Source organism: Roseibium sp. FZY0029, from assembly GCF_036350355.1.
Classification (GTDB): Bacteria; Pseudomonadota; Alphaproteobacteria; order Rhizobiales; family Stappiaceae; genus Roseibium.
In genome coordinates this window covers 24,219-50,501 of record NZ_JAZDVZ010000003.1, presented here as the reverse complement: position 1 = coordinate 50,501, position 26,283 = coordinate 24,219, and the positions used below count along the sequence as shown (strand labels likewise).

The following is a 26,283-nucleotide window of genomic DNA, read 5'->3' as shown; positions in this document are numbered from 1 at the left end:
TCCATCAGACGTTGAAAGGGAAGGATCAGTCGCCAAACTCGATGGGGGTGCGATTGCTCAGATCGAGCAGATCCGGGCAATAGACATCGGTGATGCTGGGCGGCACACAATTCATGACATCGTTTATGTGCAGCCTGGAGAGACTGTCGCAAGCCTTTCCGGCAAGGTCGAACTGGAGGATCTTGGTTTTTCCGGCGGAAATGCGGGAGAACTGCAACCGCAGAAACTGGTCGACAAGCCCCTCTTTGTTGAAGGCGACCATTTCAAGGCCGAGCTTGTCCATCGGGCGTTCAAGCCCGTTGGTTGCGATGATCGATAGCCTGCAGCCGCCATCAGCCGTTGGCTGCAACTGATTGAGCTCAAGGCTGATCTTGCCCGTTATTTCCTGTGCCTGAACCGGCGTCGCAAAAACGGCAACCGTAATCGCTAAAAAAACTTGCTGAACCAATATCCGCATCTTGTTCCCCCGGTTAATGCGTCAATGATTGTTGGAAAGGGCCTGTGGTCGCCAGTTGGCGCGGTTCCTAGTCATAGGACAACAGAACCGTCCAATCCTGTTTACCTTCGGTTTCCACCTGAAAGAAGTCTGCCTCGATCAAGCCGCGTTGCCAGCACTGATCGCCGTCATAAAGAACGAATTTTTCTTCGCGAATGCAAAGCGTGATATCGCCCCCAAGACGGCTTTCGCCAAACCCGTCGGCAACATGCAGATAATAGCGCGCTTTCTTGAGCGGTTCCTGCAGCACCTGGCTGCAGGCATTGGCTGTGATGGTCCACCAGCCTTCAGTGCGCATGCCTTCATCGGTTTCATATCCGAGCGCAACATTCACGAGATCGACGGAGCCATTACATACGCGCAGTCCAGCATGGGCACTGGAGGCCGACAAAATGCCAGCAAGAGCCGCTGCTCCGATGAACGCGATGCTGCGCGAATGTGCCCGGCGTCTTCTCATGGTCATGCCGCTGTCGCGGACGGTTTTCATAGTCGTGGTTCCATTTTGCCAACCTGCAAAATACGCTAAGGAATTGCGCGCCCACGGTCAATTTCGGAAAGACGATTGAGCTGACGTTGTTTTTCGGCAAAACTCGATGTGTTGACAACCAGCAGTACCGGAAATGCGTGATCCATGATCTCGATCGAAACACCGCTTGCGAGACGGAAGCGCATTCCGCTGACACCGCTGATCGATGTCATTTTCATCCTGATCATGTTCTTCCTGCTGTCGTCTACCTTTGGTGTCTGGCATCCGTTGGATGTGGCTCTTCGTGGCGGTGCTCCAGCCGGCGGCACCGAGGCTCAAAAGCCTGCTAGCGTGGTCGCTGTTCTGATTGTCGTGAAGGCAAGACCAGGTTCCGATGGAACAGCTCTCACGGTCAATGGCCGTGATCTGACTCTCGCGGGGCTGGCGGAGGAATTGAACCGCCTGGCAGACGCTGGGGCCAGGGACGCCATTCTCTTGCCAGCCAAGGGAACGGATTTCCAGCAGGTTGTGCGCATATTGGACGAGGCCCGCAGTTCAAGACTGACAAGTGTTCGTCTGCACCTGGACTGACAGTGGCTGGTTCCCTCCGAAACGGAACAAGCCTGAATAAGCAACGTCTCGCGCCAATAAACAAAACGGCCCGGTCTTTGAGACCAGGCCGTTCTGATTTTGCAGATGGTACTGTGGTGTGCGATCAGCGGCCTATAGCACCGCCGATGATGCCACCCACAACACCACCAATGAAGGCTGCACCAGCCGGGTTGAAGTTACCACCGTTGTTATTGTTGTTGTTCGCACGGCGGGTCGTGGTGTTATTCGTGCGGCGGGTGGAGGTCGCACTGCGTGAGGCGCTTGCGGCGGCCTGCTGCTTGCGGTTCACTTCAGCCTGATAAACCGAATATTGCGTTGCCGTCTGTGCTGTCAGCAAGGCGTATTGGGCGGCAGTGAAGTAACCGGTGGCGACGATGCCGTTAGCAGCCTGCCAGGCACTAACACCAGCGCGGGTCTTAGGTCCGAAGGCACCATCCGGGCGGCCGACATCCTGGCCAGCCAGGTTCAGGCGGGTCTGAACTTCGCGGCGGGCAGTCCGGTTCCATCCGAGGGAGGCTTCGGTTGCCTCAGTGCCGGGAACCGCCTTTTGCGGATCCGGAAGGGTTGCAACAACACCGGCAGAGCTTGCGGCAGGAGCCGTTGTCGCACCCGGGACGACGGTCGGATTGACCGAAGCGACCTGACTGCCGGCCTCAAGCCGCTTGATGGAGTTGCGCGCGAAATCCGCGAACAGGCCAGACGGGTAGGCGTCCAGGTAAGCCTTGTAGTCCGCAACCGTATTGCTCGACTTGGCCGTCTCCCAGATCAGCTTTTCACGTTCCCAGGCAATCGCGGACTGGCTGGGGGAAGTGCTGGCGGCATTGTTGACGGCCGGCTGCTGGGGAGTGGCAGTTGCAGTGTTGCCAAGCGAAGCGACGGTTGTCGTCGCAGCAGGCACTTCCTGCTTGTTCAGGAACACCTCACCGATCAAGGAGGCATTCACCCAAGGGCGCTGCTTCTTTTCCGTCTCTTCGTATACTTCGCCGGTGACGCGGGTCATGACGGTCTGGATAGAGGCATTCGGTGTATCGATGTGCCGGATCAACGCAGAGGTAAAGGGCGAATTCGCACCGTCACCGTCCAGAGCGACGTCGCCCGGGCTGGTTGCGAATGCGATCACCGAACCTTCACCGCCGGTTTCCTGGATCTTGATTTCAGCAAGACCTGCACCGACGCTGCCGGATCGGCTCGGTCCCATGCGGCGGGCAAGCGTACGTGCCAGCGGGTTGTCACGGCAGGCATCCAGGAACACCATCTGCACTTTCACGTCCTTGGACATCTGGCGCATGATGAAATCGACGGTGATCGTTTCGAAGTCGAGTGACGTTTCGTCCTCGATAGTGGCGTCGATCGGAACTAGGTGGTTCTGACCGGCGACCTGAAGGCCGTGGCCAGCGTAGAACAGAATGGCGATATCAGCGCCATATGCCTTTTTGGCGAAATCCATAACGGATCGGCGCATTTCACCATAGGTCTGGTCTTGTCCGGCGACGACTTCGAACCCGAGAGCCTTAAGTTTTGCGGCCATCTGTTCGGCGTCGTTCGCCGGATTTGGGAGTTGTACTGTGTGCTCGTAAGCGCCGTTGCCGAGTACGAGGGCAACGCGCTTAGCCAATGCCGGAGCCGTCCCTGCGAGAATTATTGTCAGCACGGCGATCAATCGTTTGAACATGTCCTGTCCTCTCGTAGATCATGGTTGCCTGTCGGTTGCACCGATCTTTACACGAGGTTTTTTGTCCTCTTGAGAGGAACAGGTACCCCGGCTGGCACTATATTTCTGTAATAAGCGTCACACGAACGTCAAAATGAAAAAGCTGCCCCTGCAACGATTGTAGCAAGACCGGAACGAGCCGGTCATGATTTCACTAAAATCGGCTTCGCATTATAGCTGCTCGGTTCTTAAAAAACCACTTTTCAGCGATGGATTGTCACCACTTTTGCACTGCATCAAATTGATTGGTGGCGGATAGGCAGAACCGGTCTATAGGTGCCACGGAACTTGAAAAACAATGTCTGTCGATCATCAAGACAGGTTTGTGACCTGAATCACCCCGGATGGGTGACGCTCTGGTACTCTGCTTTCCATGAATATGCGCGGATCAGCAAGCTCAGGAAGCTTGCATGTGGCGGAGTTAAAATTGATGGCCGGAAGAGCAGATATCCTTAAACACCTGAAAGCCAGACATATAGGCGTGTTCCAGTCCGCAGCCCGACTGTACAACGTGGCAATTCTTGTCCGGCGGACCAACACTGCGTCTCTCGATCATATAGGTGAGCCCTACGCGACACCCAAGCGTCTGGATTGCAAGGCAAAGACAGCGGATTACGATGTCAAACCGATGGGCAGCAGATGTCCGGACGCGCAGCGCAAAAGTTTTGCCGGCCTGGTCGTTGACCCTAAACTTGCCAGTGAAAAAGCCTTCAAACCAAGCAAATACGCGGATGTCATCGAGGCCTGGAACGACTTCATTAAACAGTTGCGACCGGAAATGGCGACGTTCGAGCAGCAAAAGGCAATGACGTATGTTCCACGCGGCGGACTGTATTTTGTCGAGCGCAACCCGGAAGACCCGTATTTCGCCTGTGTGAAATTCACGTCCAGTTCGCTGATCACTGCCGCAAAATGCGTGCACGGCGACTTTGATCTCTACGGCATCGTCGATATGGATGCGCCTCATGAGATCGTCCGAGTGAGGGAAAACCGTTTGGGCGGCAAACACACGCGTTCACCGAAGTTTTTTGACGTGCAGAATTTCGTCAACAGCCGGCTGGGAGCAGCCATGGTCCTGCATGGATCACAGGAGACCTACGCAACGGAGCACAAGGACGATGATCTGGACGTCTTCTTCCCGAGCGGACGCGTTGAATACGCTGGCCCGGCAGCGGCAGATATCGAAGCATTCTACAAGAAGGAATTTCCGGGGCGGACATTGTTTCGAAAGAATGAGCCTGCGCTGAATATCGAGGGCAGATACATTTCGCCAGGTGCTGTATGACATTCAGCATCCGCTGATGTCATATGCCTGCTTCTGAACCGGAAGGGAAGAAGTTGGCACGCCCAACGGGACTCGAACCCGTGTTTCCGCCGTGAAAGGGCGGCGTCCTAGACCGCTAGACGATGGGCGCGCGGTCGACGCGGCTGCGTCGTGGGGAGGCTTATAGGCGGGATTGGATCAGCCCGCAAGAGCCTTTGCGACAATTTTTTGCAAGCCCGGAAACCCGGGCCTGCGCCTGTTGAAAACCGTCCGGTTTTACCATTCGCCGATGTTGGGCATGGAGGCCCAGGGTTCTTTGATTTCAAGCGCTTCACCCTTTTGAAGCAGCTCGAAGGAAATGTTGTCCGGCGAACGGACGAAGGCCATGCGGCCATCGCGCGGAGGCCGGTTGATGGTGACGCCCTGTTTCTGCAGGCTCTCACAGAATTCGTAGATGTTATCGACCTCATAAGCGAGGTGGCCGAAGTTGCGTCCGCCGGAATAGGTTTCAGGATCCCAGTTGTAGGTCAGCTCAAGCAGCGGAGCCGAATTGGCCTTGCCGGCCTCTACGTCGTCGGACCCTGCGAGAAAGATCAATGTGAACCTTCCATTTTCGCTTTCGTGGCGGCGGATCTCCGTCATGCCCATCTTGTTGCAATAAAAATCAAGAGAGTCTTCAATGTTGGTCACGCGGACCATCGTGTGCAAATAACGCATGTCTTATCCTTTTCCTCATTCGAGGTTTTTTCCAAACGGGCACCGGACCGGCCGATGAATTGCATTACCACCTTGCCCGAAGCTCAACGCTTTGTGGCACAGTTCAAAGTCGGTTCCTACCGGCAGATCGTTGCCCTGACCGGGGCGGGAATATCGACGGAATCAGGAATTCCGGATTTCCGCTCACCCGGCGGGATATGGTCCAAACGCCAGCCTGTTCAATACCAGGACTTCCTGGACGACGAGGACAGCCGCCTGGAGGACTGGGACAGACGCTTTGAAATGATGGACTATTTTGCCAGGGCGAAACCGAACGCAGCACATCTGGCTCTCACGTCACTGGCGCGGTCCGGAAAGCTTGTCTGCCTCATCACGCAAAATGTCGATGGTCTGCACCAGCGTGCCGGTTTTCCGGAGGACTTGCTTGTCGAGATTCACGGCAACTCGACATTCGCTACCTGCCTGTCCTGCGGCGTTCGGGCCGAGCTTGAACCGCAGAGGTCGGTTGTCGATGCGGGGGAAAGTCCGAAATGTCCTCAATGCGGCGGAATGTTGAAGGCGGCAGTCATCAGTTTCGGCCAGCAGATGCCGGAACGCGAGTTGCAGCGGGCTGCTGAAGCTGCGGCAGCTTGCGACCTGTTTCTGGTGCTGGGATCTTCACTTGTCGTGCACCCGGCGGCGCAACTGCCGGCCATCGCGGCGCAATCGGGTGCCGAACTGGTGATTCTCAACGGACAGGAGACACCGCTCGATTCTTATGCGTCAACAGTCGTTCGCACGCCTTTGGCGCAAACATTTGCTGGATTTGGCGAATAAATAGACTGATTTCCGTAAATGGTCTGTGGTTAGTCCGACAATTTCCCTTCTCGCAAGAAAGCGCAATGTTATCCTTTTGTTAGGAATCAGCTGGCTGGTGAGTCGAATTTGCCTTCAGCTTAATGATGCGGACCAGAGACGGGACAAAAGGCTATGGGGGTCAAAACCGCACGGGAACCCCGCGCACTCGAAACATTGACGGACGAAGTTGCTGTCGATGTACTCGAGATTGCCGGAACGATTAAGTGGTTCGACGTCGGAAAAGGATATGGGTTCATCGTGCCGGACAGCGGTGACGGTGACATCCTTCTGCACGTCACCTGCCTCCGACGGGACGGGTACCAGACCGCTTACGAAGGCGCGCGCGTCGTGTGTGAAGTGCTCGACCGGCCACGCGGGCTTCAGGCCTTTCGCATTCTGTCGATGGACGAGAGCACGGCGACGCACCCCTCGCAGCTACCGCCATCACGCACCCATGTGCAGGTTGTTCCCGAAGGCGGTTTCGAAAAAGCGACCGTGAAATGGTTCAATCGCGTCAAGGGGTTTGGGTTCCTGACCCAGGGTGAGGGTTCGGAAGATATCTTCATCCATATGGAAACGCTGCGCCGTTTCGGTATCACCGAGTTGCGTCCAGGCCAGGATGTTCTGGTGCGTTTCGGGGAAGGCCCCAAGGGCCGTATGGCTGCCGAAATCCGGCCGATGGGCACGGGCACCCACATTCCAGCTTCCCACTGATTTTTCCCGTCATTTTGCGCATCGACTCGGCCGGACATGATCCGGCCTTTTTGTTTGCCGACCTTCAGGCGATCTGTCTTGGCAGGCGTAAAAAATGGTATTGAGATCTGACCATTGACCGCCAATCTTTCAATCCGGTTCGGCCGGGCCTTTCAGGAAGTTTCCAGAATGCGTCCTCTCTTTCTGTTCCTATCGATCTTTGCTGCAACGCTTTGGATTTTTCTGTCGGCGTCCACTGGGCCCGCGTTGGCACAGGAGCCGCAGACGAACTTGCCGGTAGAAGATCTTGTCATCCAGTCCGATGACAAGGAGCTCAGGTTCGAGGCCGAAGTCGCTGCAACGGACAGACAGCGCTCGATGGGCTTGATGTTCCGGAAAGAAATGCCGGACCAACGCGGCATGCTGTTTTTGTTCGAAGGAGAAGGCGACCGCTATTTCTGGATGAAAAACACACCGCTGCCGCTCGACATCATTTTCATCGATTCTCGTGGTGCCATCGTCAGCATTGCGGACAACACCACACCGTTTTCCGAAGATGTAATCCCGTCCATTGGCCCGGCGCAATTCGTGTTCGAGATCAATGCCGGTCTGGCGGAGAAACTCGGCATTTCCGCCGGAGACAGGGTCATCAGCCCGTCGATGGGGCTGGAATAAGTGCGTGGGAAATCAGTCCAGAACGTGAGGCTCAGTGCTCGACGCGGCATGAGCCTGTCCACAATCATCCGCATAAGCGGTTGCTTCTCCCTTGACGAATGCGGCCCTTGGGGATACACCCCCAAAAATCAATCGGGGTATAGCGCAGCCTGGTAGCGCATCTGGTTTGGGAGTTTTTCTGCCAAAACCCGCAGTACTTTGAAAAATCTGACAAAAATTTGCCTTGTGACGTGCCTGAAGAGGCCAGTTCGGGACTATTTCGGTACGCCGGGACATTTTCACCGATACATTCTTCTTCTGCCTATGCGGCTTAATGGGCAGTCCGGCTTGTCATAAAATAAGCAGCTTGTAAGAATTGCGACTGCAAGTTGAACATCGCGATAAGTCCTGCCGACTATTAATATCCGACATACCCCCTTTCCGGCGTTCGCATCCTCGACCCGCATAGCACTTCCGCGTTGCACCTGGCTGCGAGTCGAATGACGCGATGGCGATCAATCTCTAGGCTTGTGCGCAAGATTCATGCTTACCTATGCGAGAAATGCATGATATGATTTACAATGTTTTAGTGGCCTACCTTTTATGGCAAATGCAGGAGGAGCAACGTCCATGGCATCAGGTGGCAATACCCCGAGAGACGGAGAACCCCGCGCCGACCGTCCAAAAGATGGCGACCCCAGAGCTGAGAGACCGAAGGACGGAGATCCCCGCGCCGGTCGCCCGAAAGATGGCGACCCCAGAGCTGAGAGGCCGAAGGACGGAGATCCCCGTGCCGGCCGTCCAAAAGATGGTGATCCCAGAGCTGAGAGACCAAAGGACGGAGATCCCCGCGCCGGTCGACCAAAAGATGGCGACCCCAGAGCATCCCGTCCGCAATAGCGAGGCACCTCGCAATTGGTGCGGGATGGCTAATCATTGGATCACCATCACAGGATAATTGATAAGCTCCCTTTGGCCGCGAGCGTTTTCGGTCAAAGGGAGTACTTTACTATCCGAAACTTGGACGCACGCTGGAACTACTCTGATACTGTTCCAGTGAACATCAGTGGCTTTAATCCACTTACATTTTCTGTATTCATTCCTCGCATTTCTTACTTATCGTCTTATCTTTTTTCAACTGAATTAGCAGAACTCGGTTGGCGCCCCAACTGGCTCCGCTACGAGCTGCTTTACTCGATACATGATTTTGTTCACGCTCGTGTCGTGGCGGAATGTTTCTCCGTTTTGTATGGCAATGTTCGCACAAAGCACACTCTACCACACTCAAAAGAGTTTGCCGTTTTTGTACTTTCATTATCTGAAGTCTCTGCCACGGTGGGGCTAGATTACTGGCACATCTGTCAACTAAATGCACCTAGGCGAAAATATTATGACGAGCTTTTCATTACACCATTAACTACTGACTACTACGCAGAGGTTGATGGTGCTGTTAATCAGAGCGTGATGCACCCCGATTTCTACATCTTCCTTCTTGGCTTCTATGGCTTCCACTTTGGTTCTCGACGTACACTTCAAGACCATCCTCTAATGCAACAAGGGTGGATTAGTCGCGAGGCTAGACAGGCTGGGCGCTTTGTAGAAACTGCAGCTCGATTTCTGAGCATCTTTGACGCGCCTGTCGTACTTGATGATTCTGAGCGCGGCTCTGCGCGACTCCTACTTGACCACATTCTTAATTGGACGTGGCGCGTGTTCGTCGATCATGACTACCACTTGCTAAACATGCCGACTCTGTCAGACGCCAATTGGCCGCTGCAGAATTTTTCGGAATGCACATTTTCACTCGATCCACGCTTTTTTAATATAAACTCATTTCCGAATATTATGTCTTTAATACGATGGTTTGAACGACGGTCTCTATCGCGACATCAATTTAAATATTTGGCTGCTCAAGCAATTGGGCGGCTAAAATTTGACTCAGATGTGGCTGCCCAAATTGATTTCAATGAAGTAAAATTAAAAAATGACTATTCCACACTATTAGACCTTTGGGAAAGGGTTGAAGTAGTCCCTGGTAATGTAGAAGCGACTAAAGCATTAATTTTCCCTAACTGAAGCTTCAACTTTGATTGAGCAACACAGTGACAAGCTATGCGATTCTTCCCTTTCGGCGAGCGCTCGAAGCACGAACGATATTCGCCTTCTGGACCGAACATAATCCGATGTCCGCCAATCGAGTTCGGGCCCTAGGAACGATATCGGCTAACTCCCGCTGCAACGTTGAATTCCTCGATGCAAATCGAATAGCACTGCTGAGAAAGCGGGTGATCGATCTCCATCCAGCTTACGATTATTTGAGCGCAACTCACAAATCCGACTATCTTCGCTGCTACTTTATGCACCAGTTTGGGGGAGGTTATACTGACATCAAAGAAACGACGAAAGACTGGAACTTCGCATTCGACGCATTGCTCGCGTCGGATGCTTTCGGTGTTGGATATACGGAAATAAGCGCGGAAGACGTAGCTCCTGTTAGCGGAACCATTGAACGAACGATGAAAAGAGATTATCGAAGTTTAATTGGCAACTGCGCGTATATATTCCGCCCTGACACGCTATTCACGCAGGAGTGGATTTCGCTCACGACCTCGCTACTCGATAAAAAACATCCACTTCTTAGAGAAAATCCGGCTAGCCACCCGCAGGATTACATGAATGCTAGACTATCTAACGGAGTGCTTTCACGCTATCCCATGCGCTGGACAGAATTACTTGGAAATATCTTTCATCCTTTAGTTTTTAAAAACAAGAAAAAAATTCTGCATTGCGATATTCAGCCAGAGCTTTTGGATTATCACTGACGAATGACGGTTTGCGCGTGGAGTGATCAGCTGACTCGTTACATTTCAAATTCGACGCGACGATCCCAGGCACGCCCCCACATTCTTCTTAGTGACAGGGCCTTGGCTCGAAAATTACTCGCTTCCATAGCATCGTCTCTTCTGTCAAGTTCGCAAGCCGCAAAATAGTACAACTCGGGTATATGAGGATTCAAGCTGATGCAGTCCAGCAGAAGAGTAAGGTCTGGTGTTTGATTGTAGATACATTGATTATAGATATCCAAGGCTTGTATTTCGCAATCTTGGTCCAATCGTTCAATCTTCCGCAGAACTGCGTTACCTATGAGGTCTGAGAATGTTCGTTGCTGCTCAATAGCATCCGACATCCACAAGGCCGGCGATCGGTCGTCATGGTAAGATTGCTCGACGAAATTGGCGCACTCGATCGCGGCGAGACTTCTAATGTCATCGAAGTCCACTGATAGACTTCCGCAAAGATCGTGGCGTTCACATTCTCGGCGACCCGTTGCCGTTCTGGGGACGACTTCAGACCAAAGTTTGGTTCGGTCAAGGAAGCAAAAGTAGAATGCAAGACGCTCTGCATCGGGGCCAAAAACAGCCCTTATGTCATCGCGCTCATCTATCGTGAAGAGGCCGTCGCGGAAAAACTGCGTCGAATACACCGAATGTATTAATCCAGCAATCGCAACCGCTTCTGGTACCATCCATGCCTGTAGAATCCTATAAGTCCCCTGTAGGTGATCCAGCAAATGCGAGCCGGAGTGAGATAGGCACCGTGCTTCTGACAAGAATTCTATGAAACGGAGTGAATTATCGTCGTCCATTATACTTTTCAACTTTCAGCCATACATGTCACGGATCTTATCCAAAGAGCGACTTATTGCGTCCGGCATCTCGTTCAAGATTGCTTTTATGCAACGGCTATTGTGCTCTCGTACCGCGGGACTCTGAACAACGTCTCGAAAGAATGTCTGTCTTAGTTGTGGAGTAGCTTGCAGTTCACGCAGAAGATACTCTGCGACGAGTTCTGCAACAGTGTCCCCAATGTATTCGAATGAGCAGTTCAGAGCCAATGAGTAATCCGAGGCCGCTGCCCAATGTATGGTTCCTGGGGGGAGGCACAGAAGATCGCCAGGACGTAGAGAAACAGTTTCAACGCCTCCTTGCTCAAGGTGCTGCTGCTGGTCATCGGTGAGAGGAAATGGGGAGTTACCAAGCGGAAATTGCTCGGTCACTGAGCGACCGAAACGCCATTCTTTCGAACCAGAAATTTGCACAGTCGTTACTGTCCGTGGATCGTAATGCTGTGCAAAACCTGCTCCCTCGGGCGATAGGTACGCCTTGATCTCTACCTCTCCGGTGAGGCCCAGTTCGTTTCGCGCGCTTTCTGCGAGTGCCCTAAGTGTGCACCAAGTGCGCTCTAAGCCGCTTACGCATATCGTCGCGCCGCTTGCGTACATATCTGGGGCATCATCGAAGCTGATATGCGCTTGCTTTAGGCCTGGAAACACAGCACGGATCGAGGGCGCGGTCTTCAGACAGTCCCAAAACTGATCTAGCGAAAATAGCTCATTGAACTTAGTGTCACTACCCCTTAGGTGACAAGGCTGATGAGCCAACAGGATATCGAGGATGTCTCTTGAGGACATCGGAGAGAAAAGATCCGTTATACGGTAGTTCATCCATTTCCCCCTGACCGATGAGGACTAAATTCGTTTTACTATTTGCGATGCTCGACGGAGAAGAGGCCACGTCCGCCATTCATTTCCATCCAAATCGGAAGGATCATCAGTTGTAGCCCTCAGCCCGCATGCTCGCATGTATAACTGGAGCTGCTGTGGATTTCTGACGCGAAAGTCCAACTGGCCCGAGTCATAGACCCGCTTTAAGATGGCGCCAATGATCCGAATTGATCGCGGTGATGAAGGCTCGTCTATTGAAGCTAGAATATCCTCCGACTGTAGCAAGTCAGCATTTTGCCGATACAGACGAGCTAACGAATGTGACTCAAGATCGGAACCATTCGTGCTTGCGAACGGTTCCTCCGTCCATGCGTCAATTCCCAAATGTCCTTTAACAATAGCGCTCAGTACTCGTCGAGGATCAGTAACGAGCCAAGCGTCATAGAGGTACTTCGACTGAAGGATTGGGTCGTAAATAAACTTGACATCATCATTCACGTTTGGGGGCTGAAATGCATTTGGGTTATAGCGATGCAGCGCACGGCCTATGGCGTCGTCCTCTCCTGCAACCTTTTCGTACTCGAATCCTCCGACTGCACAATATGCGGCGCAGGCAACTGAGAAATTCGCGCCCTCAAGCCAGATTCGCCTTTCATAGTTTATACGTCCAAGGCGCGACAACCTGTTGATGGTTCGATGAACCACATTGAACAAATACAGCTCGGGGATACAATATTGGTACGACTTGTACTCCGGTTCTATAATCGCAGAGTCGAAGCGAACCGGACCGGATATATAAGTCGAACTACAAGTAATTGTCGAAACGATACTAGTGAAATACGTTGGCGAGATTGCAAGTGTATCGGCGTCATTGAATATTATGAATGGGACAGCCCCACATTCCGAAAGTCGCCTTAACATAGATACAACAATTGCATCGCTTATGAGCCCGCGGATCCGCCCAATGGCGGGTCTGGAGGCGAATATTCGGGAGATGATAATGTATTGCTCAGGCTCAAACCCACATGCTGCCATCTGCGTGTCAAGAGCAGAGGTAGCTTCTTCAAAATCTGAAACGGTTTCGTCGATTAGATTTCCATTAACAAAAAAAACTACTTGAATTCTTATTGGTGAGCGATTCAGAGCCGTCCTCAACTGACGAAGATAATTGCAAGAGATCCTTTCTCGATAGTACGTCGGTATTACGAGAAACGAAAAATAACCGCGTTTATCAAGGCGGTTAGCAGTTGAGAAAATAAAGTTATAGTCGTCATTGCTCCGTTTATACAGAGAGCGAGCGAGGTATCTACGCGCCTCATGTTCAAAATTCAAACAATGCATGTCAGCACGATATCTGGGATCATAGCTGGCCTCGCTTTCCTTTAACTTTGGACCATATTGCGGTAACTTTGTGAACTGTTGTCATGTAGGTAGCACTCGGGCGTGGCTCGGGTAATCCAATTCATCATAATTCTTATGGGTTCTCATTGGCTAGAGCGTTTCCGTTCTTCGGTGAATCGAATTTGCAGTGACTTATCTCTCGAGATCTGTTTCAGGCTTTCCAGCAACAGGCGCGATTTAAGCGCGATGAAATGCACTTCGATTTGGACGAAGCCTGAGCAATAAACTCGGAACTTATTATCGCTCAAATTGAATAACGTTGGCGCGGGCTTCCAGTGAAACGGCATCCGAATAGAAACTTTAGCACCGGTTTCGGGTCAGTAGTGGTCGAGCGCGGCCAAACCGTTAGAGGTCTGCTTTTCGCCGAAAGACACCGCAACAATTGTCGTAACGAACGTCGACATAGGTGAGCGAATTTCCAAGAGCTAACAGTATGCAGTCGTTCCCAAAGTAGTCGAAAAGCGTCAGCTTGAATTCCGGCTATACGGACACAATCCGATCAATTTCGTATTCCTTTCCAGAGGTGCTCAAGCCCTCGGATATTCAGCGCCTCCAACCCATCCCGAACATCCTCATCCAACACATGCGCATATCGCACCGTCGACGAAATATCCGCGTGCTTCAGCGCGTTCTTGACCAAGGCGAGATCCCGTGTCGCACGCAGGAGCTTGGATGCAAAGTCATGGCGCAGGTCGTGGATGCGGAAGTCGGTGATACCGGCGGCTTTCAGAGCTGTGGTCATAGTGCGGCGAAAGCCTGTGTAGGTGATCGCTTGGCGTTTACCGCGGTTTGGGTGCCGCTGCATTTCGTAGCTCCAGACTGCTTTGCCTGGGGCCTTCTTTGCTTCCTGGACGATGACGGACATCTGTTCCTTGGTGACTGGCACCCAGACCCATCCTTCGCCCTTGATCCAGATCTGAATACGGCAGCGTGGTTCGTCCAGGCGATCCTTTGACATGCCGACGGCGGCATTGACGCGGAGACCGCGGGAGAGAAGGAACCAGACGAATGGGCCATAATCCTCTCGCATAACATCCCAGAACCGGTCTGCCTCGTCGCCGACGAATTCCCGAACACGTTCTTTGGGTTCCTTGAGCCGCATGCTGGCCCAATCGAAGGCGTCGAGATCGATCCGCACGTGCCAGACGCGTTTCGCACGTTTCAGCACCTTGCGCATGATTTCGATGATCTGGCGGTTGACGGTTGCCGGCGCGAGGAGGGTCTTGTTCTTCTTACCCTTGGTTTCGCCCGCGCGTTTTCGGACAGCGATCGCGATGTCATTAGTTGTGAGGGAGGTCAGGCGCCGGTCGCTGCCAATCAGGCGGCAGCAGTGTTTGATGGCGATCAGCTCGTCGACCTCGGAGGATTTACCCTTGATGACTTCCTCATGATAGCGCAGGCACGCCTGGCCGAGGGTCATGTGGTCGTTCGGGCCTTGATCCCTTACGCGCCGTTTTTCCCGTTCTTCGAATTTTTGCGCGCGGCTTTTTGTAGTTTCGCCAGTTGAGCCATGAAATCGACGACGTGTCCCGTCGATCGTGAGGACGAAGTCGAAGTGGTAATACGGGGACGTGTAGACCCATTCCCCTGTTTCACGGTCACGCTTGCGCGCCCTGAAGACTGACATGTCGCACTTCCTGTCATATGCGCGGCAATGTCTTCTATTGCATAGGCGCGCCGCGATCCGCGAAGTCTGTAGAAAATCTGGCCATCATCACCCCAGCGTGTCAACGTCTTCGAATGCACCCCAAGAAACCGGGCGGCTGCAGCGTGACCGACTAACGGTCCGCCGGCCTCGGCAAAGAGGTTATCCAAAGACTGTTGAACGCTTGCGGGCAGGGGCTGCATCGGATTGCCGCTTAGCCCCGCGTCCGAATGCCGATGAAGGCAAGGCGCAGTTCCAGCTGCGCGCGGGCTTCGTCTAGGCCCCAAGGTTTGATGACTTCCTTGAAGGGGTTCGGCAGATGCCATGTTTCCATGACGGCGCTAGCCTTCAGGAGATCGCGCACCTCGGTTGCCGTCACGGACTTGTCGAGGATCTGAAGGTACTTGAGCCTGGCGAACGTGACCTCGTCGTCGTCATCTTCAGGAAGGCCAGCAGCTGCGAAAATGGCCTCGGTCAGCTCGCCCTTCGCCTCGCGGATCGCGTCCATGAAGGCTTCTGTGAAGCCTGTCTTTGCTGCGGCGAAGGCCAGAAACGGCCAGGGCGGTTCGCAGGAAAACGCGACATGGAAATCAGACAGGAGGGCGTGGGCCTTATGCGCGTCGAGCGCCCGGTCATACATTAGGCAGCAATGCTGTGCGGCGCTGTAGTGGACATGCGGTGTTGCACCGTTGAACCGGGGCATCTTCACAAGCGCCTCGACCAGGTCAGGCCAGAAGATATCCGCGGGCGTTAGGTTGGCGAGATCGACTGCGCGGCCGGATGCCATCAGCATCGGGTTTGCCATGCAGCGGGCGGAAACGGGATTGGCATGCTGGGTCATCGTCCATCCTTGATGTTCTGACAGGCCTGCACGGCCTGGCCATGCAGCGTCATGGCGCGTTTCTTGATGGTTTCGGTCAGGCGGAGGATTTCCGCTTTGTCGTGCGGGCGGATCTCAAGGCAGGCCTTCAGATCCTTTTCACAGTTGACGATCTCGGCAATCAGGTCGCCGGCATCGGTCAGGAACCCTTCCGCCCTGTGAGCGGCCGGCGGCAACAAACGTTTTGCATCGGCAACTTGCAGGGTGGATACTTGAGGCATCAGCCTTCTCCGGATCCGGTGGTAGTTTCGGAGGCAGAGCCCGCACCCGGATCACGATCCGGGACAAGCATGCCGAGGGCGTGCATATAGAGGTCGAGAACGGCCTCTTCCTCTTCGCGCTCGTGCGGCTGTTTCTTGCGCAGGGAAACGACCGTGCGCAGGATTTTCACGTCAAACCCGTTGCCTTTGGCCTCGGCGTAGACGTCTTTGATGTCATCCGAAATGACTTTCTTCTCTTCTTCGAGCCGCTCGATACGCTCGACAAAAGCGCACAGCTGGTCGCCGGCAACGCCGCCTGGATCACTCATTCCGATCTCCTTGGTTTTGGGGAAGTCCTGCGAAACAGATTGAGCGTTTCAAAATCTGCTTGGCAGGACGGAGCACCTTTAAGTGATTTGTACGTAGTCAGGTCCGGGCGCCGTCCCTTGTGAGTGCTATTTCATTCGGCTGTCCTTTCTGTTTGAGGGGATGAACCAAAGGCTCGCCAATGGGGCGGTGCAGTCCGGATCTGTGCCCGGTTGATCAACGGAAAGGGGCCGGCCGGAGCGGGGCTGCCAACACTCCGGCCGGGCCTGCCCGAGTGCAGCGACGGGGAGGTGGCGTCGGCATTGCGGTCTGCGTGGCAGGAAAGATTTGGCCATTGGCCGAAAATCAGGGAATTGGAAGACCGCGAGCGGAGCTTGTTTGCGCCCTGGCGGTGCTGCATCCAGAAAACGGCGGCAATGCAAAGGCCGGAAAGCCCTGTCGCTGCGTAGGGGGTGCCGTGGGCGATAAGATCAAGAACTTCGATGCTCATTCGGATCTCCATTTCGCAGCACCGACGCAGGCTGGGAAAACCAACGCATGCTTACCCAATGTGGTTAGGTTCATGACTTGGCCGCAACTAACCAGCATGGTTGGGCTCAAGTGAGACAAATTGAACATAGTCAGTAGAAGGTTGCGCAACATGCAACTTTTGTCAAGCGGGGTTTTTGCGCTTATGGGTGCGGTTAAATAGAAATAAATCGCAGATGTGCTTTTAAGTTGTGTTGGTTGGGCTTCTGGCTGTGTGAGGAAATTGGGTAGTGTCTCAGTTTGAAATTTAGCCAATCTTGAATACGGATCTCAGGATATCTAAATCCGTAGTAAACTGCTGATCCTAGACAATGGAACGTGAAACGCTGCTGAAACGTTTTCCGAATGGATCGTTTGCGTAATTTGTTCCTGTTGTGTACCGTCACCACATATAAGTCTGTGGGGGCGTTCGAGGAAAGATTCGAACGGAGACTAGAACATGCCTAAAGGACCGAGAGGCGAAAAGCGCCCCGCTGATGTGATCGGCAATGCGGTCATGGTGGCGCGTATCGCAACTGGCGAAATCGAAGACAAGATTGAAAAGAAATCTGGTCGTGTCCGTTCCGGAAAGGCCGGGGCGAAAGCTCGTGCTGAAAAACTGACCAGCCAGGAACGCAGCGACATCGCACGCAAGGCTGCAAATGCGAGGTGGGAGTGATGGCTTATCTTCCTATCCAAGTTGCTAACACGTTGATTGAGAAGTTTCACGATCAGCGCATCGACCCGATGAAGCTTCAAAAGCTTTTGTATTTTGCTAATGGGTGGTGGCTGGCGCTAAAGGGCGAGCCGCTGCTGACAGAGAAGCCGCAAGTCTGGCGATATGGACCAGTTTATAAGTCGATCTACCATGCGTTCCGAAAGTATGGACGTGGTGCAATTGATGCACCGGAGCCAGCATCTCCATTCGGTGGCGAGCCGAACAGAGTTCCAACGACTGACGTAGACACGATAAAGTTGCTGGATTGGATCTGGTCGGAGTATGGTAGCAAATCTGGTCCAGTGCTGTCAGATGAGACGCACAAGCCCGGAACGCCATGGCGCAATATTGCTGAACGTGAAAAATTTCGCGTCAAAGATAATGAGGTAATTCCAACCGATGCAGATTGGAAATATTTCGCTGACTTGGCGCAAGAAAGAGGATTCCCAACACAGCAATATGCGGGATCTTGACCCGACTCCTACCTTTGACGAAGAACTTAGAGATTTCGAGGACGAAGGAGCGTATAGCGGTTCCGATCCCTTTGACGACGAAGCTGCAAAAACCAGAATAGATAAGATTGCAAGAAGGCTGGCACTCTGGTGGTCGGCCTTCTTGGTATTTGTGATTATGGCGCAAGGGATCGAAGACGGGGCGAATGTCACGATCCCATACATGCAATTGCAAGTCCCGATCCTGCCAAAATTCCATTTAGATACAGCCGCCTTTGTAGCCGTGGTCACAACGACAACTGCCTCTGTTTTTGGCTTTTTGGTGATTGTTTCAAATCACCTATTTAGAGATAAAAAATCAAAATGAACGTTTTTCTTGATATCTGAAAATATGTAACTAAATTAAGGGTATGGCAAACGTCTTACCCATCGCGAAACGTGTTCAAATCCTCGCCATGCTGGTTGAGGGTTCTTCCATGCGGTCAATCTCCCGCGTGGTTGGCGTATCGATCAACACGGTAACAAAACTGCTCGTCGAAGCTGGCGAAGCTTGCCTTGAGTTCCACGACGAGAAGGTTGTGGGCCTGAACAGCACGCGTATCCAGTGCGATGAAATTTGGTCGTTCTGCTACTCGAAGGAAAAGAACGCAGACGCGGCCACCATGCCGGACTTTGCTGGGGATGTCTGGACCTGGACGTCACTCGACGCGGATAGCAAGCTGATCTGCAATTGGTTTGTCGGTGGTCGCGATGCTGATTTTGCGAACCACTTCATGAGCGATCTGGCGGCACGCTTGAACAACCGGGTTCAACTGACCACGGACGGCCACAAGGCTTATCTGAACGCCATCGACAACGCCTTTGAGAACGATATCGACTATGCGCAGTTGGTGAAGCTGTACGGCAACCAGCCGACCGGCAAAACCACGCGCTACAGCCTGGCAGAATGCACGGGTATCAAGAAGACGGTTCGCACGGGCAAGCCGGACGAAAAGCACGTCTCGACCTCATATGTTGAGCGGCACAATCTAACCATGCGTATGAGCATGCATCGGTTTACTCGGTTGACCAATGCGTTCTCGAAGAAGTTCGACAACCATTGCCACGCGCTGGCGCTGTACTTCGTGCATTACAATTTCTGCCGGATACACAAGAGCCTGAAAGTTTCTCCGGCGATGGCGGCGGGCCTGACTGACACGCTGCGCGATATGGAATGGATTGTCGGTCTGATTGACGAGCGTGCGCCGAAGCCAAACAGGCCCAAGACGTACAAGAAAAGATCGAAAGACCAGCCCGGCCAGTGAGCCGGGCTTTTTGATGGAGAGTGAGATGATTGACCTGCGCTTACGCTGCTTGGAATTAGCCATTCAATCAAAGAACGGCGATCCGTTGTCAGTAGCGGGGGAGTTTCTTGATTTTATTTCTTCTTCCGGAAGCCGCGGACAGCCGTCAAACATTCAGCATAGGTGTCAAGAATCCACTCGCGACTTGCCGGTGTGTTGCGTTCTGTGCGGTATAAAGGTTGGTGCTCAACAGAGGAAATGTGATTGAGAAGTTTTAAGGCCACTTCCTCAGGTGAATTTTCGCCAATATGAACAATCGGAGCATCTGCCATTTCAATTCCTCCCGATAGAAACAGAGGAATTACACACCCTCAGGGTGTGGCTGGCAAACGATAAATTTCAAACTGAGACACTACCGGAAATTGGCAAGAATGCTCAGGCTTGTCTTGCCGGCATCAAAAATAGCTTTTGGAAATACAGTGGGTGCGCCTTGGGGCGGGGTTGCAATTTGTTGATTGCTAAGCCGTCTAGTAGGAGGTGCTGGGAGAGTTGTGCGCAGGCGGCTCTGTAAACGTACGCACTAAAGGAATGGATCTAATTCCTATCCAGATGCCTTTTGATCTTCATCATCATCGGGGAATGCGGCGCGAAGGATTTGTTTGACGCGCTTGATTTCTTCGTCGGATCTTTTGCGGAGAAATCTTGCCATCCAATCGTCATCCGGGTGGCGGAAGAGAGCTTCTGGTTCGCATTGGAAGAGGTCGGCAAGCTTGTCCTGCCACTCTCGTGACGGGCTGCTTCCATTGTACCAACGAGATACGACACTCTTATCGGCGTCCAGGGCATTTATGAGCTTTGCCTGCGTGTTAAAGCCTCGTCTTTCAGCCCACTCAGGAATGAAGTGTGGCCTGCTTGGCTGCTTACTCCGGTAGATCTGTGTGATATTGCCCATGCCTTCTAGAAAGTCACGGGATTGATTTGAAGTCGTTATCGAGTTGCGCAAATGAGCGTCTTGACTGGAGTTGCGAGTTGCGCAACAAATGTCATTATGCAAGGCAAATCACTCCGATACCTGTTTCAAGAACGGGATTTAACGCTGTCATTGGTTAGTGAGCAGATGCACGTCTGCAAATCGACCGTGTCCAGATGGGTCGGCAACCGTGTCCCTGCAGAGCGGGTAGTGGAATTAGAGGCCGTCACAGGAATCTCACGGCACCTAATTCGTCCCGATCTCTACCCACCAGCAGTTTCCTTAAATTCACATGACCCGTCACCGCGTAAATCCACCGAGGTTACGCAATGACGTTTCGCCCGACCACGGAACATGATCGTGCGGCAATCAAGGCTGCCTTTCGAAGGCTGTTAAGAGACGCTGGTGGTCAGTCAGAAGCCGCTGGTTCAACTCGTGTAGGTCAGCAGGCGCTTTCTCGATATGGGTCGCCGCATCATGAAACTGATCACGTTCCAGCGGACGTGTTGATGGACCTGACAATGGATGCGGACAACCCTGAAGTGGTCCGCACGTTGTGCAGGTTGGCCGGTGGTGTGTTTGTGCCGCTTCAGGCCGTTCGACCGAATGATGCCTGTTGGCCCCAGCAATTGGGGGCGCTGGTGCGCAGTGGTGCTGAAGCTGCGGAATCCATCTGCAAGGCTTTGAGCGATGACGGCCGGGTCAGCCTGGAAGAGATCCAGGACCTCGATATTCGCGCGAAACTTTCCGCAGCCATTGAGGCGCTCGCAGTTCTCGATCGGCATGCACAAGCAGTGGAGGGACGGGAATGAGTAACTTCACTGGTGCGGAGAGGTTGGCATGAACCAGAGTCCGCGCATCCTTCCCGATTTACTCGCGCCAATGGCCAACCTGGTGCGCAAGTTTAACCGGGTGATTGACCCGACTGCGATGGATTATCTCGCCAAGCGGCATCCGGATGGTGTCCGGGTCGTCGATATCGCAGGCCATCATGATCTTCTGTTCGTTGAGGCGCAGGACATTGTCGAGATCGCCTTGTGTGCCCGCCAGCTGAAAGCCCGGCGCGACCAGGACGGTGACATTCTGTTTGTGTGGCGGGTAGGCACCATGCCGCCCCTGTCTGGATTGGAAAAGACCCTTTTGCGCCAGGCGCAGCGCGACCTGGAGGCCGGTCCCGATCGCATCTTTGTCGAAGGCGCAGCAATGGATCTGCGCGTCGGCCCGACCGCGGTGCGCAAGGCGCTGGAATTCCTTGTTTCTGCAGACCTCTTGACCCGCGACGGCCGCGCCTACGCGCTGACGCCGCTCGGCCGCACCGAAGGAGACCCGGAATGAAAAGCATGACCGCCGAGCAAATCGTGCAGCTGGATCCGGCTGCTGTCGTCTTGTGGGTGTTCCACCCTGAAGGCCCGAGGGATATCCATGAGCCGGCGTACGATGGCGACGAGAAGATCGCGGCGCGCATGACGGTTCTGAAAGAGCTTGGTGCGGTGACGGCGGTTCAGACCCATCCGCATCTGTTTCCGGAAGAGCCGGAGGTGATGGGGTGACCACGCCAAACAGACCCGCCGCCAAGGGGACACTCAACCCTCGGTACCCGGCACTTCTTCAAATCCTTCGCCGTTTTGAAGATGAATTGTTCGGTGAGATCCGGACGGGCGCGATTGCTGAAGGCATGAGCTTCAACGAGCAGATTCAGCCCGGTACTGCACCGATCTTGCAATGGATCGGTACTGAAATCGGATTGGGCGGGCAAATGTCGTTTCTAGGGTATCGGGGGTGTGGTTCTGATGATCCGGTCGATAAAATATTCAGCATCTTTCTCATCCAACCTTCTAGGCACTGGAAGGAGAGTGCTCGTGTTGTAGGTTTGGTCAGGGAAAGCGCCCACCCAATAGAACGCTGTGTCAGCTTCGGTATTGAGATCTGTTTCGATCGCGTTGAGCGTCGCCCCCGAAAAGTTTGCTACATCAAGATTTGTACTCCGAAAGCTTACTCCAACAAGCTTAGCCTTCGTGAAATTGCAGTCATGGCAATACGATCTTGTGAACGAAACTCGGTCAATTTCTGCATTTTCAAATATTGCGCCAGGTATATTTGCTCCTCTTATCAAGACACTGTCCAACTTTGCGAAAGCAAAGTTAGAATTTCTCATTTTTGCTTCATTGAAGTTTGCGTTTTTGACAACCGCACCTGCGAAGTTTGCATAATTCCCGGCCGCTCTAACAAAGGTTGTTCCCTCGAGACGAGACAAACCGAAGTCTGTACCGTCAATTTGCGCACCGTCGAAAATCGCGCCACGAAGATCAGCGCCACGGAACGAAGCGCCGGTTACATCCGCGCCACTAAGGTTCACGCCCCTGAGAAAAACCGGCTTACCTTTGACCATCGAGAGGTCGATATTTGTGAGTGGAATTCTATCTTTCCAGCACTTCGACCAACTTTTGTCTTCGCGGGCTACAACAACAGTTCCCCCAAAGCGGGCGAGTTGAGTGTCACCGTGCCTAACGCGGTTGTCGAATTCGATTCCGGGCCAATAAAAGCAGCCATAGCGCGAATTCAGGTATTCCAAGCTTTCGATTTTTCCGCTGTTCCCAGGGGCAGACATCGTGATTATTTGCCAAGCCTGAGCAACTCGCTGGCTCTGTCTTTCCTGAAGCTCAAAATAAAACAGCACAACGGCGACAAGAAGCCCAATCAGTCCGAGTGCCTCCAACCCTACAACCAAAGGGGAACCGCGAAGGTAATTGGCGTAGCGCCGAAGACGAGATTGTTTGGAGGCCTGGAGCGTTTCATATCCCAGCATGGCCTCTATTATCACACGTTGAAGTTCTCTGCGTTCCTGTGCTTGCGCCAAGTCTTCGTGAAGCTTTTCTTTGTCAAACATAGTCAAGCCCATAACACGGCCCGGTTGCAGATGGGAGTCTTCCCTTGAAACGCTATACCGAAGCCGAGAAGGAACGCGTCAAGGCGAACAATCCGGTCTCCACCATCATCGGCCGGCACGTAACATGGGACAGGTCGAAGACGAACGCCAACGCTGGTGACTTCTGGGCTTGCTGTCCGTTCCATGCGGAGAACAGCCCATCCTTCCACTGCGTTGACCGTGAGCATCGTTACAAGTGTTTCGGTTGCGGCGCGACCGGCGATCAGTTCACGTTCCTGCAAAACGTCGAGGGGCTTTCCTTTGTTGAAGCCATGGAGCGCCTTGGCGGTACTGCGGAAGCGGAGCCGCTGAGCCCGGAAAAGATCGCCGAAGACAAGGCGCGGGCGGAGGACAAGCGGAGAGAGCAGGAGGCTTTTGCCGAAGCCCGCCGCCAGGACGAAATCAAAAAGGCCCTCAAGCTTTGGGGCTATGGCGGCCGCGTAGGCGGTACGGAAGGTGTTGGCTATCTGCGGGGGCGCGGATTGGCTCCGCTGCCGTTCGTTCTGCCGCTGCGGTTCCACCCGCATTTCAAATACTGGCATTCGCGGCCTGTGCCGGGACAGAAACGGCAGGAGTTTTTCGTGCTGTTTTCCGGGCCGGCAATGCTTGCGCCGATAACAGGGCTGGATGGTTCGTTTGCCGGTGTGCACATCACCTATTTCGACCCGCGCCGACCAGGGCGGAAGATTGAGCTGGAAGACCCATATGCCGAGCCGCGCGACGATGGAAGGCCGTCACTGATCGCGCCAAAGAAGATCCGCGGATCAAAGCGGAACGCCTCCATAAAGCTGTTGCAGCCTGAAGGCTTCACGCGGCTGGTTGTGGGCGAGGGATGGGAGACGACTGCGTCTGTCGCCCTGGCCGAGTACGGAACCGATGTTTTCAGCCGGACGGCCTATTGGGTTTCCATCGATCTGCAGTCCATGGGTGGCAAGGCCATCGAGACAATCGCGCACCCGCACCTGAAGAACAGGGCTGGCCGGCCGCTCAAGGTGCCGGGGCCTTTCCCGGATATGGATGACCCGAGGGCGCTGACCATTCCCGACCAGGTTGAGGAAGTCGTCCGTCTCGGTGATGGCGACAGTGACCGCTTTACCGCCGAACAGGTGATGGCGCGCGCGAATGCACGGTGGGCGAAGCCCGGCCGCCGGCAGTTCGACGCCTGGGCACCTGAGGGGCAGGACTACAACGATATTTTGATGGGGGCGTCGTGACAGAGAACAAAAAGACGACTGCCGCTGGCAAGCCCAACAAGCACCGACAGCTTCTTGATGAGCTGTCGGCACAAAAAGCGACGGAAACCGAGGTCGAGGGAGAACAGGGCCAAAGGGGGGGAACGCCTTCAGACGGTTCTGTTACCGCTGGGAAAAGGGGGCTCGATCACATCCGCACACTGATCGAGAACGCCAGCCAACCCGGCACAACGGATGATGACGATGAGGTTCTAACGGATCAGGAAGAGGATACGGACAACGACACCGGGTCGAACGCTCCTGTGCCGCAAGAGTGGGGCTATTCCCTCGAAAAGATGAATGCGGAGTGGTCGCTCGTCCTGATCGGCTCCAAGGTTGCGATGGTGCGCGAACAGCCGCATGCCAAGGAAGAGGACCGCGTTCGTGTTGTCCAGGTGGATTCCTTCCACCGGCTTTATAACAACAAGCCCACGCAGGTGATGGGGGCAGACGGCAAGATCAAGACTGTGTCCTGGTCGAAGCGGTGGGAAGGCGAGCGCCACCGCCGGCAATATGACGGCATCGAGTTCTTTCCGAACCAGGAAGGGAAGGCGGGAACGCGCGGGTACCTCAATCTTTGGAAGGGGTTTTCCTATCGGCCTGATGCAAAGGCCGGGTCATGGTCGGTTCTGAAAGACCATATGCTGACCAACATCTGCAACGAGGACACCGAGCTGTTTCGTTGGGTGTTCGCCTGGTTTGCCCATATGCTTCAGCGGCCTCGCGAACGGCCGGGCACTGCGCTTGTCATCCGTGGTTTGATGGGAACCGGCAAATCGATCATGGGCGAAGTGATGGGCAGTTTGATCGCGCCTCATTTCTTCCAGGTGGATGACCCCCGGTACATTACCGGTCAGTTCAACGCTCACATGAGCGCGTGTCTGTTGCTTCAGGCCGAAGAAGCGGTGTGGGCTGGTGACAAGGTGGCGGAAGGCCGTCTCAAAGGGTTGATCACCTCGAAAACGCAGATGATCGAGTCGAAAGGTGTTGACCCGTACCGGCTCGACAACTTCGTGCGCATCATGATGACCTCCAACGAGGAGTGGGTTGTGCCGGCCGGCAAGGATGAGCGCCGGTATTGCGTGTTGGACTGCGCGCCAAACGCCAAGGAAAACCACGGCTATTTCGGAGAAATGATGGCTGAACTGGAGGAGGGCGGGCGCCAGGCGCTACTGGCTGATCTGCTGGCTTTCGATCTGAATTCCGTCAACCTGCGTCAGATCCCACGCACAGGGGCATTGCTGCAACAAAAGCTGCGGTCACTGGACAGTGTCGATCAGTTCTTTTTCGAGCGGCTTTATGAGGGGACGTTGCTCAAGGCAGATGACAGCTGGCAACCAGGTGGCAGCATCATCAAGCAGATCCTCTACGAGGAATATCTCGCCTCGGCTGACAAAGTCGGGATCAAGCGGCGCGCAGACCTGAATCAATTCGGCAAATCATTGTTGAAGCTCATTCCTGGGATTCCGGAGGCGCGACCACGCGACGGTGGTACGCGGAAACGGGTCTATATCTTTCCGAGCCTGGAAGAGTGCCGACGAAGCTTCGAAGAGGCTGTTGGGCAGGCTGTCGATTGGCCCGTAGAGATCGACTTGCCGCCCTTTCAAAGCGAGCTCTCCGCATGGAGAGAGACAGGATGAGAGGGGGAGAACGGCTTTACGGCAGCCTTGGTCCACCCTCTGTGTGGACCACCGGTCAAAGTGTGGACCGGGATTTGCCAATGAAATCAACGGTTGGTCCATATGGTCCACGTGGTCCATACAAAATCACGCCCCGCGCGCGCGTGAG

At 53.9% G+C, this 26,283-nt stretch carries 29 protein-coding genes, 1 tRNA gene and 1 pseudogene; 18 read left to right on the top strand and 13 right to left on the bottom strand.

Translation table 11 applies throughout. The features are described 5' to 3' along the window. Positions 1–25 precede the first annotated feature (25 nt). Complete coding sequence (locus V1T76_RS08780; protein ID WP_330560287.1) at positions 26–448, bottom strand: hypothetical protein; 423 nt, start codon at positions 446–448, stop codon at positions 26–28. A 76-nt stretch (positions 449–524) separates the two neighbouring features. Next, a complete protein-coding gene (locus V1T76_RS08775; protein ID WP_330560286.1) occupies positions 525–983 on the bottom strand; it encodes a DUF1036 domain-containing protein in 459 nt (152 codons plus the stop codon). 144 nt (positions 984–1,127) lie between these two features. Between V1T76_RS08775 and V1T76_RS08770 the strand changes: the two genes are divergently transcribed. Continuing rightward, a complete protein-coding gene (locus V1T76_RS08770) occupies positions 1,128–1,553 on the top strand; it encodes an ExbD/TolR family protein (RefSeq protein WP_330560285.1) in 426 nt (141 codons plus the stop codon). Positions 1,554–1,677: 124 nt separating this feature from the next. Here the strand turns inward: V1T76_RS08770 and V1T76_RS08765 are convergent, their stop codons facing one another. Then, complete coding sequence (locus tag V1T76_RS08765; protein WP_330560284.1) at positions 1,678–3,246, bottom strand: caspase family protein; 1,569 nt, start codon at positions 3,244–3,246, stop codon at positions 1,678–1,680. A 412-nt stretch (positions 3,247–3,658) separates the two neighbouring features. Between V1T76_RS08765 and V1T76_RS08760 the strand changes: the two genes are divergently transcribed. After that, the gene (locus V1T76_RS08760; protein WP_330560283.1) at positions 3,659–4,570 is read left to right on the top strand and encodes a hypothetical protein; all 912 of its coding nucleotides are present in this window, start codon (positions 3,659–3,661) and stop codon (positions 4,568–4,570) included. Positions 4,571–4,624: 54 nt separating this feature from the next. On the opposite strand, the gene V1T76_RS08755 is transcribed toward V1T76_RS08760, so the two are convergent. Together V1T76_RS08755 and V1T76_RS08750 are read right to left on the bottom strand one after the other, a co-directional pair. Then, positions 4,625–4,700: transfer RNA gene (locus V1T76_RS08755), tRNA-Glu, on the bottom strand. 125 nt (positions 4,701–4,825) lie between these two features. Continuing rightward, on the bottom strand, positions 4,826–5,266 hold the full coding sequence (locus V1T76_RS08750) for a VOC family protein (RefSeq protein ID WP_330560282.1): 441 nt from the start codon (positions 5,264–5,266) through the stop codon (positions 4,826–4,828). A 54-nt stretch (positions 5,267–5,320) separates the two neighbouring features. Between V1T76_RS08750 and V1T76_RS08745 the strand changes: the two genes are divergently transcribed. The 5 genes from V1T76_RS08745 to V1T76_RS08725 all read left to right on the top strand — a co-directional run bounded on the left by V1T76_RS08745 (position 5,321) and on the right by V1T76_RS08725 (position 10,272). After that, positions 5,321–6,082 carry an SIR2 family NAD-dependent protein deacylase gene (locus V1T76_RS08745; protein WP_330560281.1) on the top strand — a complete coding sequence of 254 codons (762 nt, stop codon included), beginning with the start codon at positions 5,321–5,323 and terminating at the stop codon, positions 6,080–6,082. Positions 6,083–6,235: 153 nt separating this feature from the next. Further along, entirely contained in the window at positions 6,236–6,817 is a 582-nt protein-coding gene (locus V1T76_RS08740) for a cold-shock protein (RefSeq protein ID WP_006933008.1), read from the top strand. A gap of 270 nt (positions 6,818–7,087) precedes the next feature. Next, on the top strand, positions 7,088–7,471 hold the full coding sequence (locus V1T76_RS08735) for a DUF192 domain-containing protein (RefSeq protein WP_330560280.1): 384 nt from the start codon (positions 7,088–7,090) through the stop codon (positions 7,469–7,471). Between the two features lie 915 nt (positions 7,472–8,386). Then, on the top strand, positions 8,387–9,526 hold the full coding sequence (locus tag V1T76_RS08730) for a hypothetical protein (protein WP_330560279.1): 1,140 nt from the start codon (positions 8,387–8,389) through the stop codon (positions 9,524–9,526). 26 nt (positions 9,527–9,552) lie between these two features. After that, the gene (locus V1T76_RS08725) at positions 9,553–10,272 is read left to right on the top strand and encodes a hypothetical protein (protein WP_330560278.1); all 720 of its coding nucleotides are present in this window, start codon (positions 9,553–9,555) and stop codon (positions 10,270–10,272) included. 38 nt (positions 10,273–10,310) lie between these two features. Here the strand turns inward: V1T76_RS08725 and V1T76_RS08720 are convergent, their stop codons facing one another. The 6 genes from V1T76_RS08720 to V1T76_RS08700 form a co-directional block, all read right to left on the bottom strand. Next, complete coding sequence (locus tag V1T76_RS08720; protein WP_330560277.1) at positions 10,311–11,096, bottom strand: DUF6817 domain-containing protein; 786 nt, start codon at positions 11,094–11,096, stop codon at positions 10,311–10,313. Positions 11,097–11,111: 15 nt separating this feature from the next. Beyond that, positions 11,112–11,732 (bottom strand): JmjC domain-containing protein, encoded by a 621-nt coding sequence (locus V1T76_RS29045; protein ID WP_442970111.1) that lies wholly within the window; start codon positions 11,730–11,732, stop codon positions 11,112–11,114. Positions 11,733–13,854: 2,122 nt separating this feature from the next. Then, positions 13,855–14,982 (bottom strand): tyrosine-type recombinase/integrase, encoded by a 1,128-nt coding sequence (locus tag V1T76_RS08715; RefSeq protein ID WP_330560276.1) that lies wholly within the window; start codon positions 14,980–14,982, stop codon positions 13,855–13,857. 232 nt (positions 14,983–15,214) lie between these two features. Further along, complete coding sequence (locus V1T76_RS08710; protein WP_330560275.1) at positions 15,215–15,841, bottom strand: hypothetical protein; 627 nt, start codon at positions 15,839–15,841, stop codon at positions 15,215–15,217. Next, positions 15,838–16,101: a hypothetical protein gene (locus tag V1T76_RS08705; protein ID WP_330560274.1), complete on the bottom strand. Its 264-nt coding sequence runs from the start codon at positions 16,099–16,101 to the stop codon at positions 15,838–15,840. The genes V1T76_RS08710 and V1T76_RS08705 overlap by 4 nt, the downstream gene beginning before the upstream one ends. After that, entirely contained in the window at positions 16,101–16,409 is a 309-nt protein-coding gene (locus V1T76_RS08700) for a DUF2312 domain-containing protein (RefSeq protein WP_330560273.1), read from the bottom strand. The genes V1T76_RS08705 and V1T76_RS08700 overlap by 1 nt, the downstream gene beginning before the upstream one ends. Before the next feature lie 965 nt (positions 16,410–17,374). Between V1T76_RS08700 and V1T76_RS08695 the strand changes: the two genes are divergently transcribed. Genes V1T76_RS08695 through V1T76_RS08680 form a run of 4 tightly spaced genes read left to right on the top strand, consistent with a single transcriptional unit; the run spans position 17,375 to position 19,388 of the window. Beyond that, complete coding sequence (locus tag V1T76_RS08695) at positions 17,375–17,593, top strand: RNA-binding protein (RefSeq protein WP_330560272.1); 219 nt, start codon at positions 17,375–17,377, stop codon at positions 17,591–17,593. After that, a complete protein-coding gene (locus V1T76_RS08690) occupies positions 17,593–18,105 on the top strand; it encodes a Panacea domain-containing protein (RefSeq protein WP_330560271.1) in 513 nt (170 codons plus the stop codon). The genes V1T76_RS08695 and V1T76_RS08690 overlap by 1 nt, the downstream gene beginning before the upstream one ends. Further along, positions 18,092–18,451: a hypothetical protein gene (locus V1T76_RS08685; RefSeq protein WP_330560270.1), complete on the top strand. Its 360-nt coding sequence runs from the start codon at positions 18,092–18,094 to the stop codon at positions 18,449–18,451. Before V1T76_RS08690 ends, V1T76_RS08685 begins: the two co-directional genes overlap by 14 nt. 43 nt (positions 18,452–18,494) lie before the next feature. Then, the gene (locus V1T76_RS08680; protein WP_330560269.1) at positions 18,495–19,388 is read left to right on the top strand and encodes an IS1 family transposase; all 894 of its coding nucleotides are present in this window, start codon (positions 18,495–18,497) and stop codon (positions 19,386–19,388) included. 113 nt (positions 19,389–19,501) lie between these two features. Here the strand turns inward: V1T76_RS08680 and V1T76_RS08675 are convergent, their stop codons facing one another. Then, the gene (locus V1T76_RS08675; RefSeq protein ID WP_330560268.1) at positions 19,502–19,699 is read right to left on the bottom strand and encodes a hypothetical protein; all 198 of its coding nucleotides are present in this window, start codon (positions 19,697–19,699) and stop codon (positions 19,502–19,504) included. Between the two features lie 284 nt (positions 19,700–19,983). Here V1T76_RS08675 and V1T76_RS08670 point away from each other — a divergent pair, with 284 nt between their 5' ends. The 4 genes from V1T76_RS08670 (at position 19,984) to V1T76_RS08650 (ending at position 21,887) form a co-directional block, all read left to right on the top strand. After that, positions 19,984–20,157 carry a hypothetical protein gene (locus V1T76_RS08670; RefSeq protein WP_330560267.1) on the top strand — a complete coding sequence of 58 codons (174 nt, stop codon included), beginning with the start codon at positions 19,984–19,986 and terminating at the stop codon, positions 20,155–20,157. A 509-nt stretch (positions 20,158–20,666) separates the two neighbouring features. Then, on the top strand, positions 20,667–21,149 hold the full coding sequence (locus V1T76_RS08660; protein WP_330560265.1) for a hypothetical protein: 483 nt from the start codon (positions 20,667–20,669) through the stop codon (positions 21,147–21,149). Between the two features lie 28 nt (positions 21,150–21,177). After that, a complete protein-coding gene (locus V1T76_RS08655; RefSeq protein WP_330560264.1) occupies positions 21,178–21,672 on the top strand; it encodes a hypothetical protein in 495 nt (164 codons plus the stop codon). Continuing rightward, a complete protein-coding gene (locus V1T76_RS08650) occupies positions 21,669–21,887 on the top strand; it encodes a hypothetical protein (RefSeq protein WP_330560263.1) in 219 nt (72 codons plus the stop codon). The genes V1T76_RS08655 and V1T76_RS08650 overlap by 4 nt, the downstream gene beginning before the upstream one ends. A 215-nt stretch (positions 21,888–22,102) precedes the next feature. On the opposite strand, the gene V1T76_RS08645 is transcribed toward V1T76_RS08650, so the two are convergent. Beyond that, entirely contained in the window at positions 22,103–23,224 is a 1,122-nt protein-coding gene (locus V1T76_RS08645) for a pentapeptide repeat-containing protein (protein ID WP_330560262.1), read from the bottom strand. A 104-nt stretch (positions 23,225–23,328) separates the two neighbouring features. Between V1T76_RS08645 and V1T76_RS29040 the strand changes: the two are divergent. From V1T76_RS29040 to V1T76_RS08635, 3 genes and pseudogenes are all read left to right on the top strand, one after another. Continuing rightward, positions 23,329–23,536: pseudogene (locus V1T76_RS29040) on the top strand (CHC2 zinc finger domain-containing protein); the annotation flags it as partial. Further along, positions 23,536–24,477 carry a DUF7146 domain-containing protein gene (locus V1T76_RS08640; protein ID WP_442970110.1) on the top strand — a complete coding sequence of 314 codons (942 nt, stop codon included), beginning with the start codon at positions 23,536–23,538 and terminating at the stop codon, positions 24,475–24,477. The pseudogene V1T76_RS29040 and the gene V1T76_RS08640, both read left to right, overlap by 1 nt. After that, the gene (locus tag V1T76_RS08635) at positions 24,474–26,135 is read left to right on the top strand and encodes a primase-helicase family protein (protein WP_330560260.1); all 1,662 of its coding nucleotides are present in this window, start codon (positions 24,474–24,476) and stop codon (positions 26,133–26,135) included. The genes V1T76_RS08640 and V1T76_RS08635 overlap by 4 nt, the downstream gene beginning before the upstream one ends. The last annotated feature ends 148 nt before the right edge of the window (positions 26,136–26,283 follow it).

Excerpts from the sequence above, each read along its gene's own strand:
- V1T76_RS08775 (WP_330560286.1), bottom strand. The coding sequence starts at position 983 with ATGAAAACCGTCCGCGACAGCGGCATGACCATGAGAAGACGCCGGGCA.
- V1T76_RS08770 (WP_330560285.1), top strand. The coding sequence starts at position 1,128 with ATGATCTCGATCGAAACACCGCTTGCGAGACGGAAGCGCATTCCGCTG.
- V1T76_RS08765 (WP_330560284.1), bottom strand. The coding sequence starts at position 3,246 with ATGTTCAAACGATTGATCGCCGTGCTGACAATAATTCTCGCAGGGACG.
- V1T76_RS08760 (WP_330560283.1), top strand. The coding sequence starts at position 3,659 with ATGAATATGCGCGGATCAGCAAGCTCAGGAAGCTTGCATGTGGCGGAG.
- V1T76_RS08750 (WP_330560282.1), bottom strand. The coding sequence starts at position 5,266 with ATGCGTTATTTGCACACGATGGTCCGCGTGACCAACATTGAAGACTCT.
- V1T76_RS08745 (WP_330560281.1), top strand. The coding sequence starts at position 5,321 with ATGAATTGCATTACCACCTTGCCCGAAGCTCAACGCTTTGTGGCACAG.
- V1T76_RS08740 (WP_006933008.1), top strand. The coding sequence starts at position 6,236 with ATGGGGGTCAAAACCGCACGGGAACCCCGCGCACTCGAAACATTGACG.
- V1T76_RS08720 (WP_330560277.1), bottom strand. The coding sequence starts at position 11,096 with ATGGACGACGATAATTCACTCCGTTTCATAGAATTCTTGTCAGAAGCA.
- V1T76_RS29045 (WP_442970111.1), bottom strand. The coding sequence starts at position 11,732 with ATGTACGCAAGCGGCGCGACGATATGCGTAAGCGGCTTAGAGCGCACT.
- V1T76_RS08715 (WP_330560276.1), bottom strand. The coding sequence starts at position 14,982 with ATGTCAGTCTTCAGGGCGCGCAAGCGTGACCGTGAAACAGGGGAATGG.
- V1T76_RS08710 (WP_330560275.1), bottom strand. The coding sequence starts at position 15,841 with ATGACCCAGCATGCCAATCCCGTTTCCGCCCGCTGCATGGCAAACCCG.
- V1T76_RS08705 (WP_330560274.1), bottom strand. The coding sequence starts at position 16,101 with ATGCCTCAAGTATCCACCCTGCAAGTTGCCGATGCAAAACGTTTGTTG.
- V1T76_RS08700 (WP_330560273.1), bottom strand. The coding sequence starts at position 16,409 with ATGAGTGATCCAGGCGGCGTTGCCGGCGACCAGCTGTGCGCTTTTGTC.
- V1T76_RS08695 (WP_330560272.1), top strand. The coding sequence starts at position 17,375 with ATGCCTAAAGGACCGAGAGGCGAAAAGCGCCCCGCTGATGTGATCGGC.
- V1T76_RS08690 (WP_330560271.1), top strand. The coding sequence starts at position 17,593 with ATGGCTTATCTTCCTATCCAAGTTGCTAACACGTTGATTGAGAAGTTT.
- V1T76_RS08685 (WP_330560270.1), top strand. The coding sequence starts at position 18,092 with ATGCGGGATCTTGACCCGACTCCTACCTTTGACGAAGAACTTAGAGAT.
- V1T76_RS08680 (WP_330560269.1), top strand. The coding sequence starts at position 18,495 with ATGGCAAACGTCTTACCCATCGCGAAACGTGTTCAAATCCTCGCCATG.
- V1T76_RS08675 (WP_330560268.1), bottom strand. The coding sequence starts at position 19,699 with ATGGCAGATGCTCCGATTGTTCATATTGGCGAAAATTCACCTGAGGAA.
- V1T76_RS08660 (WP_330560265.1), top strand. The coding sequence starts at position 20,667 with ATGACGTTTCGCCCGACCACGGAACATGATCGTGCGGCAATCAAGGCT.
- V1T76_RS08655 (WP_330560264.1), top strand. The coding sequence starts at position 21,178 with ATGAACCAGAGTCCGCGCATCCTTCCCGATTTACTCGCGCCAATGGCC.
- V1T76_RS08650 (WP_330560263.1), top strand. The coding sequence starts at position 21,669 with ATGAAAAGCATGACCGCCGAGCAAATCGTGCAGCTGGATCCGGCTGCT.
- V1T76_RS08645 (WP_330560262.1), bottom strand. The coding sequence starts at position 23,224 with ATGTTTGACAAAGAAAAGCTTCACGAAGACTTGGCGCAAGCACAGGAA.
- V1T76_RS08640 (WP_442970110.1), top strand. The coding sequence starts at position 23,536 with ATGGAGCGCCTTGGCGGTACTGCGGAAGCGGAGCCGCTGAGCCCGGAA.